General features: G+C 69.5%; 16 protein-coding genes. 12 read left to right on the top strand and 4 right to left on the bottom strand.

Features of this window, described 5'->3' with window-relative positions; translation table 11 throughout:
* Positions 1–87: 87 nt before the first annotated feature.
* Together Q0309_RS08840 and Q0309_RS08835 are read right to left on the bottom strand one after the other, a co-directional pair.
* Positions 88–1,074 (bottom strand): TerB family tellurite resistance protein, encoded by a 987-nt coding sequence (locus Q0309_RS08840; protein WP_299439661.1) that lies wholly within the window; start codon positions 1,072–1,074, stop codon positions 88–90.
* A gap of 715 nt (positions 1,075–1,789) precedes the next feature.
* Positions 1,790–3,199: a PLP-dependent aminotransferase family protein gene (locus Q0309_RS08835; protein ID WP_299439659.1), complete on the bottom strand. Its 1,410-nt coding sequence runs from the start codon at positions 3,197–3,199 to the stop codon at positions 1,790–1,792.
* Positions 3,200–3,285: 86 nt separating this feature from the next.
* Here Q0309_RS08835 and Q0309_RS08830 point away from each other — a divergent pair, with 86 nt between their 5' ends.
* The 5 genes from Q0309_RS08830 (at position 3,286) to Q0309_RS08815 (ending at position 6,934) form a co-directional block, all read left to right on the top strand.
* Positions 3,286–4,263, top strand: a complete 978-nt coding sequence (locus Q0309_RS08830; protein WP_299439657.1) for a DMT family transporter — start codon at positions 3,286–3,288, stop codon at positions 4,261–4,263.
* Positions 4,257–4,514, top strand: a complete 258-nt coding sequence (locus Q0309_RS18615; RefSeq protein ID WP_366940581.1) for a DUF1127 domain-containing protein — start codon at positions 4,257–4,259, stop codon at positions 4,512–4,514. The genes Q0309_RS08830 and Q0309_RS18615 overlap by 7 nt, the downstream gene beginning before the upstream one ends.
* 310 nt (positions 4,515–4,824) lie before the next feature.
* Complete coding sequence (locus Q0309_RS08825; RefSeq protein WP_299439655.1) at positions 4,825–5,361, top strand: cytochrome b/b6 domain-containing protein; 537 nt, start codon at positions 4,825–4,827, stop codon at positions 5,359–5,361.
* A gap of 19 nt (positions 5,362–5,380) precedes the next feature.
* A complete protein-coding gene (locus Q0309_RS08820) occupies positions 5,381–5,959 on the top strand; it encodes a DUF2269 family protein (RefSeq protein WP_299439653.1) in 579 nt (192 codons plus the stop codon).
* Between the two features lie 249 nt (positions 5,960–6,208).
* On the top strand, positions 6,209–6,934 hold the full coding sequence (locus tag Q0309_RS08815) for an SDR family oxidoreductase (protein ID WP_299439651.1): 726 nt from the start codon (positions 6,209–6,211) through the stop codon (positions 6,932–6,934).
* A gap of 42 nt (positions 6,935–6,976) precedes the next feature.
* Here Q0309_RS08815 and Q0309_RS08810 read toward each other — a convergent pair whose 3' ends face one another.
* Entirely contained in the window at positions 6,977–7,417 is a 441-nt protein-coding gene (locus Q0309_RS08810) for a MarR family winged helix-turn-helix transcriptional regulator (protein ID WP_299439649.1), read from the bottom strand.
* A gap of 180 nt (positions 7,418–7,597) precedes the next feature.
* Here Q0309_RS08810 and Q0309_RS08805 point away from each other — a divergent pair, with 180 nt between their 5' ends.
* From Q0309_RS08805 to Q0309_RS08780, 6 genes are all read left to right on the top strand, one after another.
* Positions 7,598–8,761, top strand: coding sequence for an efflux RND transporter periplasmic adaptor subunit (locus Q0309_RS08805; RefSeq protein WP_299439647.1), 1,164 nt, complete (start codon positions 7,598–7,600; stop codon positions 8,759–8,761).
* Between the two features lie 12 nt (positions 8,762–8,773).
* Positions 8,774–11,851, top strand: a complete 3,078-nt coding sequence (locus Q0309_RS08800) for an efflux RND transporter permease subunit (RefSeq protein ID WP_299439645.1) — start codon at positions 8,774–8,776, stop codon at positions 11,849–11,851.
* A gap of 87 nt (positions 11,852–11,938) precedes the next feature.
* Positions 11,939–12,385 (top strand): hypothetical protein, encoded by a 447-nt coding sequence (locus tag Q0309_RS08795; RefSeq protein ID WP_299439643.1) that lies wholly within the window; start codon positions 11,939–11,941, stop codon positions 12,383–12,385.
* A gap of 27 nt (positions 12,386–12,412) precedes the next feature.
* Complete coding sequence (locus Q0309_RS08790) at positions 12,413–12,820, top strand: hypothetical protein (RefSeq protein ID WP_299439641.1); 408 nt, start codon at positions 12,413–12,415, stop codon at positions 12,818–12,820.
* 241 nt (positions 12,821–13,061) lie between these two features.
* Positions 13,062–13,379, top strand: a complete 318-nt coding sequence (locus tag Q0309_RS08785; protein WP_299439639.1) for a hypothetical protein — start codon at positions 13,062–13,064, stop codon at positions 13,377–13,379.
* A 126-nt stretch (positions 13,380–13,505) separates the two neighbouring features.
* Positions 13,506–14,204 (top strand): LysE family translocator, encoded by a 699-nt coding sequence (locus Q0309_RS08780; protein ID WP_299439637.1) that lies wholly within the window; start codon positions 13,506–13,508, stop codon positions 14,202–14,204.
* A gap of 16 nt (positions 14,205–14,220) precedes the next feature.
* On the opposite strand, the gene Q0309_RS08775 is transcribed toward Q0309_RS08780, so the two are convergent.
* Entirely contained in the window at positions 14,221–15,108 is an 888-nt protein-coding gene (locus Q0309_RS08775; protein ID WP_299439635.1) for a DMT family transporter, read from the bottom strand.
* 189 nt (positions 15,109–15,297) lie between these two features.
* Between Q0309_RS08775 and Q0309_RS08770 the strand changes: the two genes are divergently transcribed.
* Positions 15,298–16,137, top strand: coding sequence for an AraC family transcriptional regulator (locus Q0309_RS08770; RefSeq protein WP_299439633.1), 840 nt, complete (start codon positions 15,298–15,300; stop codon positions 16,135–16,137).
* Positions 16,138–16,422: the final 285 nt, after the last annotated feature.

The following is a 16,422-nucleotide window of genomic DNA, read 5'->3' as shown; positions in this document are numbered from 1 at the left end:
TTACAAATTCTCGCGACCGAGAACCGAGGCGCCGCAACCAAAACTGGGGCTGGTCCCATTTCGACGCCTCGGCGCCGGGCTGGTCCCCTACCGCAGTCCGCGCCGCTCGCGAATGCGGTCGTAGGCGTGGTTGATGGTGGCCATGGTCTCGGTCGCCTGGGCCACGAATTCCCGCGGCATCCCCTTGGCCATCAGGGCGTCCGGATGGTGCTCGCGCGACAACCGGCGCCAGGCGGCACGCACCGCGTCGTCGCTGGCGTCCGGCGCCACGCCGAGCACCTGATAGGGATCGGGCTCCGATTCGCTGGGGGCGCGTTCGAACTGGGCGCGCAGGCGGTTGACGGCGTCCGCCGGCAGGCCGAACAGGCGGGCGACGTCGTGCAGGATGCGGAGTTCCTCCGGATGCACCACGCCGTCGGCGCGGGCGATGTGGTACAGCGCGCCGAGCAGTTCCTCCAGCACTTGCGGGCTGTCGGCGAACAGGTCGGCGATCTGGCTGGCATACGGCGCGTAGCCGTCGGCCGAGCGCTTGGCCTCGTCGAAGATGGCGCCGACCGCCGCCATGTCCTCCGGCGGGATGTGGAAGATGCGCTTGAAGGCCGCCACCTCGTCGCGGGTGACGCGGCCGTCGGCCTTGGCCATCTTGGCGCCCAGGACGATGACGCCCACCGCGAACGCCTGTTGCCGGGGATCGGTGCCGAAGGTCTTGGTGGCGACCCCCTCCTCGAACCGCCGCCGGGCCGTTTCGGCGGTCTCGGTCGCGCCGTCGGTGGGGTCGTCAGGCGCGCCGAACAGCGGCCCCAGAACCCGCGCAAGGGCGGCGCGCACGCGCGCCCAGACCGGGGCGAGGCCGCCGGCCCGGTCCACCTGATGACCGGCCGCCACCCCGATGAGCGCGCCCAGCGGGCCGCCGAGCATCATGCCGACGCCGCCGCCCGCCAGCTTGCCCCAGATGCCGCGGTCGCTGCCGTCCCCACGCATGGGACCACCGCGCATGGGGCCGCGCCCCCAGGGGCCGCCCCGCCCATGATTGGGGTGGCAGGAGTCGCCTCCGTGGTGCTTCCAGCGCGGCATCGGTGTCTCCAGGGGGGCGGGGCGGTGGGGCCAGGACAGGGCGCGCCGGGCGGACCGGTCACCCGGCCTCACCCTAATCCGAAACCGGATCGGCCGTGAAGCGCGCTTGGGGGCCTTCTCAGGGCGGGCGATCCCGGTCCCACGGCCTTGCCGGCGCTGCACAACCGAATGGTTCTCGTGCATTGATCCAGACACATGAGGCTCGCCGCATCTTTTGTCTGGACCAATGCACTCGCGGTTCGGCCGGGTGACCAACGCTCTGTGTTCTCTGTGCCTCCGTGGTGGCTCTGTCCGGGCGGTGGGGGAGGGTTTTCACCACGGAGACACAAACGGCACAGAGCGCCCCGCGTCGAGCCGCGCGCCCCCGCACCGCCGAGGGGGCGATCATGGGCGCCCACGCGCCAACCGAAAACGCACACCATCTCAACCGAAGGGAGTTGCCGGCGTCTGTGGTCTATGGTGTCATGGATCGGCCTGTTCGGGTCCGCTTCGCGCCCAAGTCGGTCGTTCAGAAGGACCGGCCTCGCTCCCGAAACCGGACGTTCTCTGAATGACTCAAGCGGTGAACCGGTGCTGCAGTCAACGCTGATCGGCGTAGCCTGCTCGCTGATTGTCTTGGCAAAAGGTGGGTCTACCCCAGGCGCTGACCGACCTCCAGCATCCCTGGCGTCGGATCCGCCTTGGCGCCGGCCTGGACGGCATGCGCGCTCAATGGTCACATCACCAGGGGTCCGGTGCGCCCCGGCGGGCCGTCCAGGATCCGGCGGATGGTGTCCAGGCCCCGGCTCAACCGGTCCTCGTCCGGCTCGTGGCTCAGGCACAGACGCACGGCCTCGGGCGCGGCGGCGGGATCAACCGCGAAGGCCGCCGCCTCGGTGACGCGGACGCCCTGCGTCGCCGCCTCCGCCCGCAGGGCATCCGCCGTCCAGCCGGTCGGCAAGGGCAGCCACAGATGCAGCCCGCAGGGATGAGCGCGGATCTCCAGCCCGTCGAAGGCGTGTGCGGCCAGCGCCTGACGGCGCCGCGCGACGGCGCGTTGCGCCTCGGTCAGGCGGGTGGCCGTGCCGTCGGCGATCCAGCGCCCGGCGATCTCGGCCATCAGCGGCGGGGCCATCCAGCACGACAGCGTGACCGCCCCGCGCAGCGCGGCCGCCAGCGGGGCCGGGGCGCGCGCGACGCCGACCCGGAGGCCCGGCGCCAGCACCTTGGACGTGCTGGAGAGATACACCACCCGATCCGGCGCGAGGCGGGCCAGCGGCGGCGGCGCGTCCAGCACCAGCGGGCCGAACACATCATCCTCGATCAGCAGCAGATCATGGCGGCCGGCGACCTCGACCAGCGCGCGCCGACGCGACTCCGGCATGATGGCGGCGGTCGGCGTCTGCAGGGTCGGCGTCAGGTAGGCCAGGCGCGGCGCATGATCGGCGCAAAGCGCCTCCAGCGCCTCCGGACGCAGTCCGTCCGCGTCCAGGGGCAGGCCACGCACGGTCAGGCCCAGGCGCGCCGCCATCGCCTTCAGCGGAGCATAGGTCAGGGCCTCGGTCAGGATCAGATCGCCCGGCCGGGTCAGGGCCAGCAGGCTGGCGAACAACGCGTGCTGGGCGCCGACCGTCACCACCGCCTCGTCGGCACTCGCCGGCACGCCGAGCCGTGCCAGCCAGGCCAGGGCGACGGCGGCGGCGCGGTCCGGCTCGGCCGCGTCGTGGTAGTCAAGCAGGCCTTGCAGATCCCCGTTACGCCCCCCGTCGTGGCCCAGCCACTCCAGCGTGCGCCCCAAATGCTCCCCCGCCGCACCCCGATTGGGCAGATTGCGTGACAGGTCAATCGGGCCGCTCGCCGCGCGGCGCAGGTCGGCGGCGGACGCCGCTTCGGCCGGGCCGCCGGGCGCTCGCACGAAGGTGCCGCGCCCAACTTCGCCCCGAACCAACGCCCGCGCCACCGCCTCGGCATAAGCGCGGCTGGTCGTGTTGGGCGACAGGCCGAGGGCATGGGCCAGCTCGCGATGGGGCGGCAGGCGCGCCCCCGGGGCCAGCGCGCCGGCGGCGATGTCCTCGGCCAGGGCCTCCACGATGGCCAGATAGGCTGGCCCACGCCGCCCGGTGAGGTCGGGGACCCAAATTGCCATGAGTGCAATGTTTCCCTTGCATCAGTACATTTCTCGGGTCACTCGTCAATGCATCCATCATGCTACCACTGACGAGAGGCCCTGTCATGAGCCGAACCACAACACCCTCACCCCCCTCCGGCGCCGCGCCGGACCCGGCAACCGGCGTCACGCTGGCGCTGGTCTGCCTGGTCATTCTTGGGGTCATGCCGGTGATCGCCGACAGCCGCCCGGCCGACGGCAGCGCCCTGGGGTTCTCGCTCTTCCTGTCGGTCTGGCAGGTGGTGGTCACATTGCCCCTGTTTGTCGGCCAGTTGCGCGGGCCGGACCGGGGCATTTTCGCCGCCGGCCTAAAGGCCCGCGACCGCCGCCGCCTGATCGGGGTCGGCCTGCTGACCGGGAGCATGTTCGGGGCCTCGACCTATCTGTATGTCCTGGGCGTGGAGAAGGCCGGGCCGGTCAGCACCGCCATCGCCATCCAGGCCTATCCGCTGTTCGCCATGCTGTGGGAGGCGCTGTTCCTGAAGCGCGCCAAAACGCCCCTGGAACTGGCGCTGACGGCGGGGCTGATGGTCGGGCTCTACTACCTGGGGACGGGCGGCACCTGGCGGATCAGCGGGTTTTCGCCCTGGTTCCTGGTCGCGCTGGGCGTGCCGCTCCTGTGGAGCGTGGCCCACGTCATCATCAAGGAGGAACTGGGACGAACCCCGATCACCCCGGTCCAGGTCACCTTCTTTCGGGTCACGGTCTCGACCGCCGTTCTGCTGGCCGTGGCGCTGGCGGTCGATCCCGGCGCGCTGTTTGAGGGGTTGGGTCGCTGGGACGTCCAGGCCTGGGCGCTGCTGATGGGGGCGGTTTACACCGTCGAACTCATCGTCTGGTTCCACGCCGTGCGCTCGATCGACGTTTCCCTGGCCAGCTCGATCACCACACCGTGGCCGGCGGTGACGATGATCCTGGCCGTGGTCGTTCTGGGTCAGACCGTCGCGGTGCACGAGATGGTGGCGTTCGTGATCGTGGCCGCCAGTCTGTACGGCCTGATCGGCGCCGCGCTGCGGGCGGCCCGGAGGCGGACACCATGCTGAACATCCTGGGACGCGCCCTGCTGGAGGCGACACGGATGGCATCGTCCGCGCCACCACCGCAGGAGAGGGGGAATCGTCGTTTCGCACCCCTTTATGCGTTGCGCGGTCGGATGCGGCGCGCGCGTTCTCGGCGACAAACGGCCGGATTGAGCGACTGGCTCCTGCGCGACATCGGGCTGAGCCGCATCTCGCGGCACAACGGACGGCCAACGGTTCGGCCGGACCCGAGGTCTGGAGATCCGGGCCGATGACGCAAGCAGTGCGCAAGGTCTTTCCGGAAATCCCACCATTGCCTCGGCCCGGTGGTCGACCCGACCTGGCGCTGTTCGACACGGCCCGGCTGCATTGCCAAGGCGCCTTGGCGTTCCCTATGGGCTCGGAACAAGACCTCTGACCCAAGGGATCGGTCAGCAAAAAAGACAACTGACCTCTATTGCATAGCGCGCTATTTTTATGTATATAGCGCGCTATTCGCATGCGGTGGAGGCCGGGCGACCACGCGAACGGCCGTCCGACCGGTCCCGACCCGTCTTCCTTCGTCCAATCGAAAGGAAAATGACCATGTTGAGTACCAAAGAGGCCTACGGATCCGTCGCTGTCGCCCTGCACTGGTCGATCGCCGCCCTTATCGTCGTTGCGCTGGCCTCAGGGTTCGCCGCCGATGTCGCCGGCCCCGGCGGTCACGGCGCCCTGCAAGTCCATGTCCTCGCGGGCGGACTAGCTGGTGTCATGACGATTGTCCGACTCGTCTGGTGGTGGGCGTTCGACAGCAAGCCCGCGAGGCAAGACGGTGGCTTGAAACGGATCGCGGCCACCATCGTGCATGGCCTGCTGGTCCTGCTGCCCTTGGTCATGCTGGCCAGCGGGATCGGCATGATGATCCAATCCGGCGCTCTGGCCCAACTGTTCGGCGGGGCGGCCGGCGCGTTGCCGGACTTCGAGCAGATCCGACCGCGCCGGCCGCACGGCTTGGGAGCCATGCTGATCCTGGTCCTGGTGGGCGTACACGTGGCTGCGGCCCTCTATCACCACCTCGTCTTGCGGGACGGCCGGCTGGACCGGATGCGGCCGTCGCGGCGTCGCGCCGAAACCCCATAGCGGACGCGGGAGAGAGATCATGGACCTTTTCACACTGCTGAAGTTCGGGCATCTCGTCGGCGTCATTCTGTTCGGCGCCGGCCTGCTGGCGACGTTCGTGGTGCAACGCCAGGCTCTCGCGGCCATGGACGCGAGCCGGCTGACCGAAGCCCTGCGGTATGCCCTTCAGTTCAATACGGTCCTCACTTTGCCCGGCGCGGGTCTGATCGCCGCAACGGGGACGGGGTTGATCATGGTGGCGGGCTACCAGGTTCCGGACCATCCGTGGATCGTCGGCATGGCCGGGCTTTTTCTGATCCAGGGCGTCGAAGCCACGACTTTGGGTCGTGTTCGCACACGACGGGCGTGGTCACGGGCGCAGACCGTCATGGTTCGCGACGACCCTCTGCCGAAGGATGGTGGAACGCAGATCCTCAGCCCGGGATTTCGCGGCGCGCACCTCCTGAGTCTGCCCGTGTTCGGCCTGATCGTTTTTTGTGGAGCCGTCCGACCGGAAAGCTGGCTGGTTGTGCTTGCCGCAGGATCAATGGCGCTCGGCGTGGCGGCGGCGCTTACAGTCTCCGTCCCGGACTTCGAGGACGGAGCGGGGACGGCGTAACATGTGCGGCCGCATGTGAGCCGGCTCGGCCGCTTCACCCCGCGTTGGCGCGGCGGAGACTCGGCTTCAGCGGTCATTCTGCGCCGAATCTTAGACCCGCACAGGGGGGGGTGGCGCCAGACTGTTGGTCATCAGCGGGTTGGTTTCCGGCTTGACAAAGCCTTCACCGTCATCCTGGACAGCCGAGGCGGTCGGACGGCGTCGAGGGCTGCGTTGAGAACGAACTTTGGAGAAAGGACAACTTTGGCAATGGACCAAGAAAAGAGACTTGCCCTGGTCAGCGGGGCCAACCGGGGAATCGGCCTGGCCATCGTCACCGCATTGGCCCGCAAGGGGGTTCACGTGCTGCTCGGCAGCCGCGACGTGGCGCGGGGCGAGGCTGCGGGCACCCCTCTTGTCGCCGAGGGTTTGAGCGTGACGCCGGTTCCCCTGGACATTACGGACCAGGACAGCGTCGCGGCCCTGGCGGAGAGGATCGAGCGCGATTTCGGGGTCCTGGACATCCTCGTCAATAACGCCGGGATCTCGCTGGATTTCGTTCCCGACCTCTCGCCGGTCGAGCGGATGCGAGGTGCCCTGGACGTCAACGTGCTGGGACTGATCCGCATGACCGAGGCGATGGCGCCGCTGCTGGCCAAGTCCGGGCGGGGCCGGATCGTCAACCTGTCCTCGGAGCTGGCCTCGTTTGCCCGGCGTCACGACCCCACGTGGCCGTATTTCGAGTTTCGGCTGCCGACCTACGCCGCCTCGAAGGCGGCCGTCAACGCGCTCACCGTTGCCTATGCCCGGGACCTGAAGGGCCAGGGCATCAAGGTCAATGCCATCTGCCCCGGCTACACGGCAACCGAGGCGACCAACTTCGCCGGCACGCGTCAGCCCGAACAGGGGGCGGCCGTCGTGGTCGATTTCGCTCTGTTGGGCGACGACGGCCCCACCGGGACGTTCGCCAATGAAGACGGCGAAATCCACTGGTAGCCGGGTCCGGCTTTTGCCGCCCGAAGACAACGGGTGGCGAGCCTACCCGTCCTCGCTGTCCTTCATGGTGCGCACGACGCGGCGCATCAGGTCCAGGAAAACGGTCCTCTCCTCGTCTGATAAATCGGACAGGGCGTGGTCGTTCTGGGCCTCGGCGGCGGCGGTGGCAGCCGCGCGCAAATCCCGCGCGGTCGGCGTCAGCCACGTCTGGTGCGCCCTGCCGTCGTCAGGGTGCGGGCACCGGGTGATCAGGCCATCACGCTCCATGCGGCGCAGGGTGTTGGCCATGGTGGCCTGCTCGACGTCCAGGCGCTCGACCAGTTGCTTCTGGGTCAGGCCGTCCTCGCCCCACAGTTCCAGCAGCGTCATGAACTGCGCCGGGGCCAGCCCGAGCGGCTGAATGCGCCGGTGAAGGCCGTGGGCGAACAGCCGCGCCATGTGGTTGGCGAGATAGCCGGCGGAGGTGGTCTTGCTGAAGGTCATGGGCGGCCTGGTTCAATCTCATGCTGTTGCAGAATCCGGCGCGAATCCGGTTTGCGGACCTATTGCATAGCACGCTATTCTGTGCTAAGCAATGGCTTTGGCGAACCCATCCACTCCATGATGTGGCTTCGTACGCATAGCTCGCTATATTTGTGTCCTTTCATTGGGGTCCACCAACTCATGCCAACCCATCCCCCGAACGCGGTCCGCCGCCTGTGTTTCGCCCTGGGTCTTGCCGCCGTATGCGGGCTCGGGCTGGCCGGCTGCAAGGAGGCTGCCTCGCTGCCGACCCCGCCGCCCCGTCCCATCGCCTGGGCCGAGGTCACCACGGCCGAGGTCACGCAACGCCGCGTCCTGCCGGGGCTGGTGCGCCCGGCGCGCCATGCCGCGCTGGCGTTCGAGGTCGGCGGCCGTGTCGAGGCCGTCCTGGTCGACGTCGGGGACCGCGTCGACTCCGGCGCGGTTCTGGCCCGACTTGAGACCAGGACCCTGAGCCTGTCGCGTGACGCCGCAGCCAGCGCGGTGGCGGAGGCCGATGCTGCCGTCCGGGAGGCCGCGCGGCAATTCTCCCGCCAGGCCCGGTTGCACGGCGACGGATGGGCCTCCGGTGCCGCATACGATACGGCCAAGGCGGCCGTGGAGTCGGCGCGAAGCCGCCTGGACAGCGCCCGTGCCCGGCTTGCGCTGGCCGAGGAGGCGCTGGATGACGCCGTCTTGCGCGCGCCCTATGCCGGCAGTGTGGCCGCGCGCGCGGTGGAACCGGCCCAACAGGTGGCGGCCGGTCAGACCGTGTTCGACATCCAGGGCCGGGGCGGCCCTCTGGAGGTCGCCGTTCCGGTCCCTGAAACGCTGGTGGCGCATCTGTCACAGGGGCAGCGCCTGGAAGTGACCCTGCCGGCGCTGGCGGCGACGGCGCTGTCGGCCGTTGTGGCGGAGATCGGCACCGATGCCGGCCGCGACGGCACCTTTCCGTTGACCCTGCGGCTGGACGATCCACCCGGCGCCCTGCGCACCGGCATGACCGCCGCCGTCACCGTTCCGGTGCCTGACGCCCCGACGTCAGAGCCGGACGCCCCGGCGCTGACCATCCCCGTCACGGCGTTCCTGCCCGGCGAGGATGGCACGGCCGTCGCATTTGTTTTCAAACCGGCCGACTCCTCGGCGGACGCAAACGGCGTGCTGGAACGGCGCACCATCACCCTGGGTCCGGTCACCGCCACGCAGGCCGTGGTCCGCGCCGGCCTGGCCCCGGGCGAGATCGTGGCGGCGCGCGGCCTCGCCTTCCTGCGCGCGGGCCAGCCTGTCACCCGGCTGGGTGTCGGCGCCGCCCGCTACGACAATTGAGGCGGTGCCGGCATGACCCTGACCGAAGCCGCTTTCCACCGCCGCCCCGTGGTCGGCATGATCCTGATCGCCCTCATGGTCTTCGGCGCGGCGAGCTATGTCAGCCTGCCGGCGCGCGAGGACCCCAAGATCACCATCCGCACCTCGGTCATCATCACCGAGCATCCGGGCCTGTCCACCGAGCGCATGGAACGGCTGATCACCCGTCCTCTGGAAGAGGCCGTGCGCCGCATTCCGGAGATCGACGAGATCCGGTCGCTGACCCTACCCGGGCGCTCCATCATCCACGCCGAGGTGGACCCCGCCATCTTCGAGTTGGACCAGATCTGGGACGACCTGCGCAGCCGGGTGTCCGCCGCCCGCCCCGCGCTGCCGGAGGGCACCCACGCGCCGCGCGTCAACACCGACTTCGGGGACGTGGCCATCGTCACCGCCGCCCTGATGGCCGAGGACCACGACTGGGGCGCGCGCTTCGGCATGGCCGAGGAGGTGCGCGACCGCCTCTATGCCGTGCCCGGCGTCAAGCGCATCGACCTGTTGGGCGTGCAGACGGAACGCATCTTCGTCGAGACCGACCCGGCCCGGCTAGCGGCTCTGGGGATCGACCCCGACCATGTTGCCGGCGTGCTGCGCGCCCGCAACGGCCTCGGCCCGGCCGGCGTGCTGGACGTGGGGGCACGCGGCTTCCTGGTCGAGACCACCGGCGCGTTCGAGACCGTCGCGGCCGTGGGTGAGGTCCTGGTTCCGCTGCCGGACGGGCGCGGGGTCATGCCGCTGCGCGACATCGCGACCGTGCGCCGCGCCCCGGTCGATCCGCCGGACCGGCCGGCCTATTTCAACGGCCGCCCGGCTGTGGTGCTGGCCATCTCCATGAAGAACGGAGAAAGCGTGCTGGATACCGGCCATGCCCTGCGCGAGACCCTGGCCGGAATGGAGACCACGCTGCCCGCCGGCTTCGAGTTGGCGATCATGACCTTCCAGGCCGATCAGGTGGCCAATGCGGTTTACGGCGTTACCGCCAGCGTGGCGCAGACCCTGGGCATCGTGCTGGCGGTCGTGGTGCTGTTCCTGGGTCTGCGCACCGGTCTGATCGTGGGGGCCATCGTGCCGGCGGTCATGCTGGTCACGCTGGCGGTCATGAGTGCGCTGGACATGACGTTGCAACGCATGAGCCTGGCGACCCTGGTCATCGCGCTGGGCCTGCTGGTGGACAACGGCATTGTCGTCGCCGAGGACTTCAAGCGCCGGCTGGAGGAGGGCGCCAGCCGGGACGAGGCCCTCAGCCGGGGCGGGCAGGAGCTGGCGCTGCCGTTGCTGGTCTCCACCCTGATCACCATCCTGGTGTTCCTGCCGCTGATGCTGGCCGAGCACACGGCCGGGGAGTATACGCGCTCCATCTCTCAGGTGATCCTGATCTCGCTGCTGACCTCCTGGGTGCTGGCCATGACCGTCACCCCGGCGCTGTGCCACCGGTTCATCAGGATCGCGCCGCCTGGCAAGGACGCTCGGGCAAGCGTGCCCGATCGGGCCTTCGCCGTGCTGTCGCGCGCCTACGCACGCCTGTTGCGGCTGGTGTTGCGCGCCCGCGTGGCGTTCCTGCTGGTCATGCTGGGGCTGCTGGTGGTCGCCGTCATGAGCATGGGGCAGGTGCCGAAGAAGTTCTTCCCCGACAGCGACCGGACCCAGATCCTGGTGACCATCGACCTGCCGGCCGGCGTGACCAGCCGCGCGACCGACGCCACCCTGCGCCGCGTCTTCACCGCCCTGAACGAGCCCGGCCGGGTGCCCAACATCGACAGCCATGCCGCCTATGTGGGCTCGGGCGGACCGCGCTTCGTGCTGTCGCTGACCCCCATCGATCCGACGCCCAACGCCGCCTTCATGGTGGTCAACGTGGCCGACGCGGCGCACATGGACCAGGTGGCCCGCGACCTGCGCGCGGTGTTCCGGGAGGTCGCGCCCGAGGCCCAGGCGCGCGTGACGCGCATGTTCCTCGGCCCCAGCGATTCCAGCAAGCTGGAGGTCCAGGTCACCGGACCCGACGCAACCGTGTTGTTCGAGACGGGGGAGCGGATCAAGACCGCTTTTCGCGACGTCCCCGGCGTGCGTGATGTCGCCACCGACTGGCAGAACCGTATCACAAAGGTGGTGGTCGACGTCGATCAGGCGCGGGCACGGCGCGCCGGGGTGACCGCCGCCGATGTCTCCCGCGCCGTGGCCCATGCCGTCGAGGGCCGCATCGCCACGCCGTTCCGGGAGGGCGACGACCCCTTCCCCATCGTCCTGCGCGCCGACGCGCCGACCCGCGCCGACCTGGAACGCCTGGAGACGGTGCCGGTGTTCGCGTCCGCGAGCGGGGCGAACGTGCCACTGGCCCAGGTCGCCACGGTGCGGATGGAGGGCGCCTGGGGCCGCATCGCCCGCCAGGACCTGCAACGCGCGCTGACGGTCGAGGCGCGCAACATCGCCATGACCGCCGAGGACATGGTGCCCCTGATGACCCCGGCCTTGGATACTCTGCGGGCCGAACTGCCGCCGGGCCATGCCATCACGTTTTCCGGCGTGGTGGCGGATTCGGCCGAATCCAGCGCCGCCCTGGCCGCCAACACGCCGCTGTGTCTGGCCATCATCGTCGTCCTGCTGGTGGCGCAGTTCAATTCCTACCGGCGCCCGCTTCTGATCCTGGCCACCATCCCGTTGATCCTGATCGGCGCCGTCGCCGGGCTGTTGGTCACCGGCGCCAACTTCGGCTTCATGCCGATCCTGGGCCTGTTCGCCCTGTCCGGCATCATCACCATCAACGCCATCGTGCTGATCGATCGGATCGATCTGGACCGGGCGGCGGGAATGGAGCCGTTCGAGGCCCTGGTGACGGCCTCGATGCGCCGGCTGCGCCCCATCCTGATGACCACGATCACGACCATCCTGGGGCTGGCGCCGCTGATCCTGGGCCGCGACGCGCTGTTCTACGGCATGGCCAGCGTCATCGCCTTCGGCCTGCTGGTCGGCACCCTGTTGACGCTGGGCGTGGTGCCGGTGCTGTACAGCCTGCTGTTCGGCATCCGGGCGCCCAGGCGAGGGAAAAGCTGATCGCCCCCGCACAGAAAGCTATTGCATAGCTCGCTATTTTTCTGGTATATAGCACGCTATACACAACACCGCGAAGGAGGCGAACCCATGCCCAAAGCCATCCATCCCATCGCCGGCGCGCTGGCGCTGCTGATGATCCTCACGTTCTGGGTCTCGACCGTCACAACGGAGCTGTTCGGTCCGACCGGCGCTGTGGTCGCGGTCAAGACCGCCATCCCCTGGGCGTTCCTGCTGCTGATCCCCGCCCTGGCGGCGGCCGGCGGCAGCGGGATCCGCCTAGCCAAGGGAGGGCGGGGCGGCCTGGCCGGCGTCAAGCGTCAGCGCATGCCCCTGATCGCCGCCAACGGCCTGATCGTGCTGGTGCCGTCCGCCCTGTTCCTGGCCGCCAAGGCCCGGGTCGGGGACTTCGACGGCGCGTTCTACGCCGTTCAGGCGGTGGAACTGATCGCCGGCGCCGTCAACATCGCCCTGCTCGGCCTGAACATGCGCGACGGTCTGCGCATGACCGGCCGGCTGCCCAAACCCGCATCCTGATCCAAACCCAGACAAGGAGACCCCACCATGACCCGCCTTTCGAAGATGGCGCCGGCCGTTGCCCTCGCAGGCCTCCTGCTGGCCGGATGCGGCGTGCCACATGTCCAGACCGTCCGTAACGCCAAGGACAGCCTGATCGGCCAGGACGCCGCCGTGCTGGCGTCGTGCATCGGCGAACCGATGGCGGTGCGAACCCACCCGGAAAGGCCGGCCCGGATTGAAGTGTACTCGTCCGCCCAGGTGCGGGCCGGGGACGGCACCCTGCTGGCAACACCGCGCCCGGATCCGGCCGCGCAAGAGAAGGCCTGCGTGTTTAACGTCACGGTCAATGACGACGGCCGCATCACCGCCGTGGACAGTGACAACCGCGCCGGCTGGGGCGGCGGCAGCATCAAGGCCTGCTCGGCCGTGGTGCGCCGGTGTGTCGAGGGATGACACGCGTCTTCGTCGATATCGGCGGACTGACCACCAGGGACGCGGCGGGAGGGACAGGCATGAGACCGATAGGCATGAGACCGACACCCAACGCCGGCACCATCACCACCGAAACCGCGCGGACCTGTGCGGGGCTGCCCTGTCTGATCATCACCATGCGGGGCGACAGCACCCCGGACCTGTTTCCGACCCTGCTGAAGGAAGCGGATGGCAGGGGGGCCTTGGCTGGTCCTCGGCTCTGGTGTTCGACACAACCGATTGGCGCCCCGTGGTCACCATCGACGGCATCCGGGCCAGCGCGGACATTCTGACGCATCATGGCGCCCGACCGCGCCGGATCTTCGTGGTCACGGACGATCCGTTCTTTCCGATGGTGTTTCGCCTGATCGAACGCGTCCTGGATGACCATGTCGCGCCGCTGGACATGCGCCTGTTTACCCGCCGCGCCGAGGCCATGGACGCCCTGGAGCGTCTGCCATTGGACGGTGGCCAACACGGCAAAGACCAGAGCCCTGACGGGACCTCTGCCCTCCGCGGGCGGCCCCTCCCGCCAGCGTGACAACCCGCCGTTTGCCCGCCATCATGGAAGGGGAATTTTGTGCTGCCGCCGTTGATCGCCCGACACGGGCGACGATCCGGGGGCGCCGGACCCCGTTTCCGGCTTCATGAGCAGGGATGAGCCCCGATGGACACCACCGCCCTTGTCGTCTACACGATCACCGCCCTGTCGGTGGCCATCCTGCCCGGCCCCAGCATGGCGCTGGCGTTCGCCCACGGCGCGCGCTTCGGCATTCTCGGCACGCTGCCGACGGCGCTGGGCAATGTCGCGGCCACCGTCCTTCAGGCCGGCGCCGCCTATATCGCGTTACGCACGGTCACGGCCATCGACCCGCGCGTGTTCGTGGTCACCCAGGGCGTGGGCGCGGTGGTGCTGATGGTGATCGGCATCAGTCTGGTCCGTACCGCCCTGCGCACCCGGTTGACGGCGGACGGCGTGCCCTCGGTGGCGGCGGAGCGGCGGCGGCGGTTCCTGACCGGCGTTCTGATCACGGTGTTCAATCCCAAGGCGGTGCTGTTCTTCATCGCCCTGTTTCCCCAGTTCGTGGAGCCGGGTGCGGTCGGGACCGCCGATCTGGCCGCGCTGTTCCTGCCGCTGGTGGGCGTGGCGCTGGTCAGCTTCATGGCCTATGCGGCGTTCGGCACCGCCTCGGCGCGCCTGTTCGGCCGCGCGCGTCTGATGCGCGGCCTGCTGGCGGCGGTCGGGGCGCTGGTGACGGCGACCGGACTGGTTGGCCTTCTCGATGCCCTGCGGGATTGGGTCGGCGCCGAGGCGGCGACGCCACATGGCCGGCACCGACCCGGTGTGGGCGCGCCGTCGGCGTGATCCGATCTGCGGCGGCTCACCCCGTGGCCGGCGAGCGAGAACGGCCCCATCGCTGCACGATCACCACGCCCGCAAGCGCGATCAGCCCGCCGGCGATGGTCAGCGGCGACGGCACCTCGCCCGGCCAGACCACGGCGATCAGGGTGGCGACCGGCGGCACCAGGTACATGGCAGAGCCGACCAGGGACGCGGGCGCGCGCGACAGGGCGTAGGCCCAACTCAAGTAGGCGATCATGCCTGGAAAGACGCCCATGTAGACCACCGCCAGGGTGGCCTCGATGGGGGCGGCGCGCACCGCGCCCACCAGGCCGGGCGCCCACAGAAGGGCCATGACGGCGGTGCCGGCCCAGACGCCGCAGGCCGTCATCTGAAGCGCCGAATACCGGCGCAGGAATGGTTTCTGAAAGACGAAGTAGACGGCTGTCGCGACCATGGCGAAAAACACGAGGGCCACCCCCGGATCGACCACGCCGTCCGGCCCGCTGTCGCCGACCGCGATCAGGGCCACGCCGACGACCCCCAGGCCCGAACCCAGCCAGCCCCAAAGCCGCAGGCGCTCGCCCAGAAAGGCGGTCGCCAGCAGGGCCATGACCATCGGGCTCAGGGAGACGATCAGGGCCGCCGGTCCGGCCTCCACGGTCTGCTGGCCGAACGTCAGCGCGCCCTGATAGACCCCGATGCCCAGCAACCCCAGCCCGAGCATACCTGGCAGATCGCGGGCACGCGGCAGCGCCATGCGCGTCGCGGCGGCAAACACACCCAGCGCCGCCGAGGCCACCAGGAATCGCAACAACACCATGTGGCCGGGGTCATAGCCCTGCAAGGCGGCGCGGATGCCCGGAAACGCCGACGCCCACAACACGATGGTGAGGCCGGCGGCCAGGACTGTCCGAAGGGTGAACATGCGGTATCTCCGTGCGGGGCGGCGCGGGCGCGCCCGTTCGATCCGATCGCGTGAACCCTACCGCCGAAGCCAGGGCGTGTTTTGCACGGTCTTGCGGAAAACGCGCGCCCCCCTCTCCCGGTCAGGCGTGGACGATGATACATGGGCGTGGGCTCGCCCGGCGCGGAAGCCCGGCTGTGGAGGACCGTCATGACTCAGACCGTCGAAAACATCCTCGGCCGCTCGGACGGCGCGCGGGCCACCGCCCGGTTGGGGCTGGGGAGCGGGTGCGGCGTCGTCATCTGGGAAAACCACCATGGCCGCGTGCGCTATGAACGGCCGGGCAATCATACCTTCAGCCTGTACCTGAACGACGGCACCGGCACGCGACGGCTGGATGCCGGCGGCGTCGCCGGCTGGCCCGGAGCGGTCTGTGTCATGCCGGCCGGTCACCGCTCCGACTGGGAGATCACGACGCCCTTCCGCTTCGTCCATCTCTACCTGTCCGACACCCGCTTGCGCGGCTCGTTCTCGGCCATTCACGACTGCGACGCGCGACGGCTCATGCTTGCGGACGAGACCTTCACCGACATGCCGCGCGTCGCCGAGCCACTCGCTGCGCTGGCCCGGGCCGCCGTCGCTGACGACACGCTTCAAGCGGACGCGGCCGTCACCACCTTGATCGGTCGGTTGCCGGGCCGCCCCGTGCGGATCTCCGGCGGGCTCGCTCCGCATATCCTGCGCCGGGTCGAGGAGTACATCGAGGCCCATCTCTCCGAGCCGATCTCCCTCGACGATCTCTCCGGCTTGGCCGATATGTCCGGTTTCCATTTTCATCGGATGTTCCGCCGCGTGCGGGGCTGCCCGCCGCACGACTGGGTCACCCGGCGTCGGGTTGAACGCGCGCGGATGCATCTGCGGGCCGGGATGCCAATCGCCGAGGTCGCGGCGGCCTGCGGGTTCTCCAGCCAGAGCCACCTGACCCGCGTGGTCCGCGCCCGCAGGGGCGTGACGCCGGGACAGGTTCGCCGGGCCTGTCGTCCGGACTGATGGCAAAGGGGCCTTCGAGGCGGTGAGTCCGGACGGTCGGAACGACAGAACATCAGGTCGAGCCGCAGGCTAAGACCTGGATGCTTTGCCGTGACAGGAAGCCCTGCGGCCCGAAGGTTCAGGCCGCTAATCCTGCGGCTCGTTCCAAACCCGACCGTCCCCTTTCGCCCCCCCCTTGCGTCCGAGTCCGGAACGCGCCCACTTCGGCCGTTCGGAAGGCCGGGTGTTGTTCCCGAAACCGGACGGTCGCGTGGTCTCGCAAGGTGTGTGGGGGCGCCGAACACT

This window comes from uncultured Rhodospira sp., assembly GCF_937138205.1.
Taxonomy (GTDB): Bacteria; Pseudomonadota; Alphaproteobacteria; order Rhodospirillales; family Rhodospirillaceae; genus Rhodospira.
The sequence above is the reverse complement of the archived record's forward strand: the minus strand, read 5'-3'. Positions and strand labels throughout refer to the sequence as shown.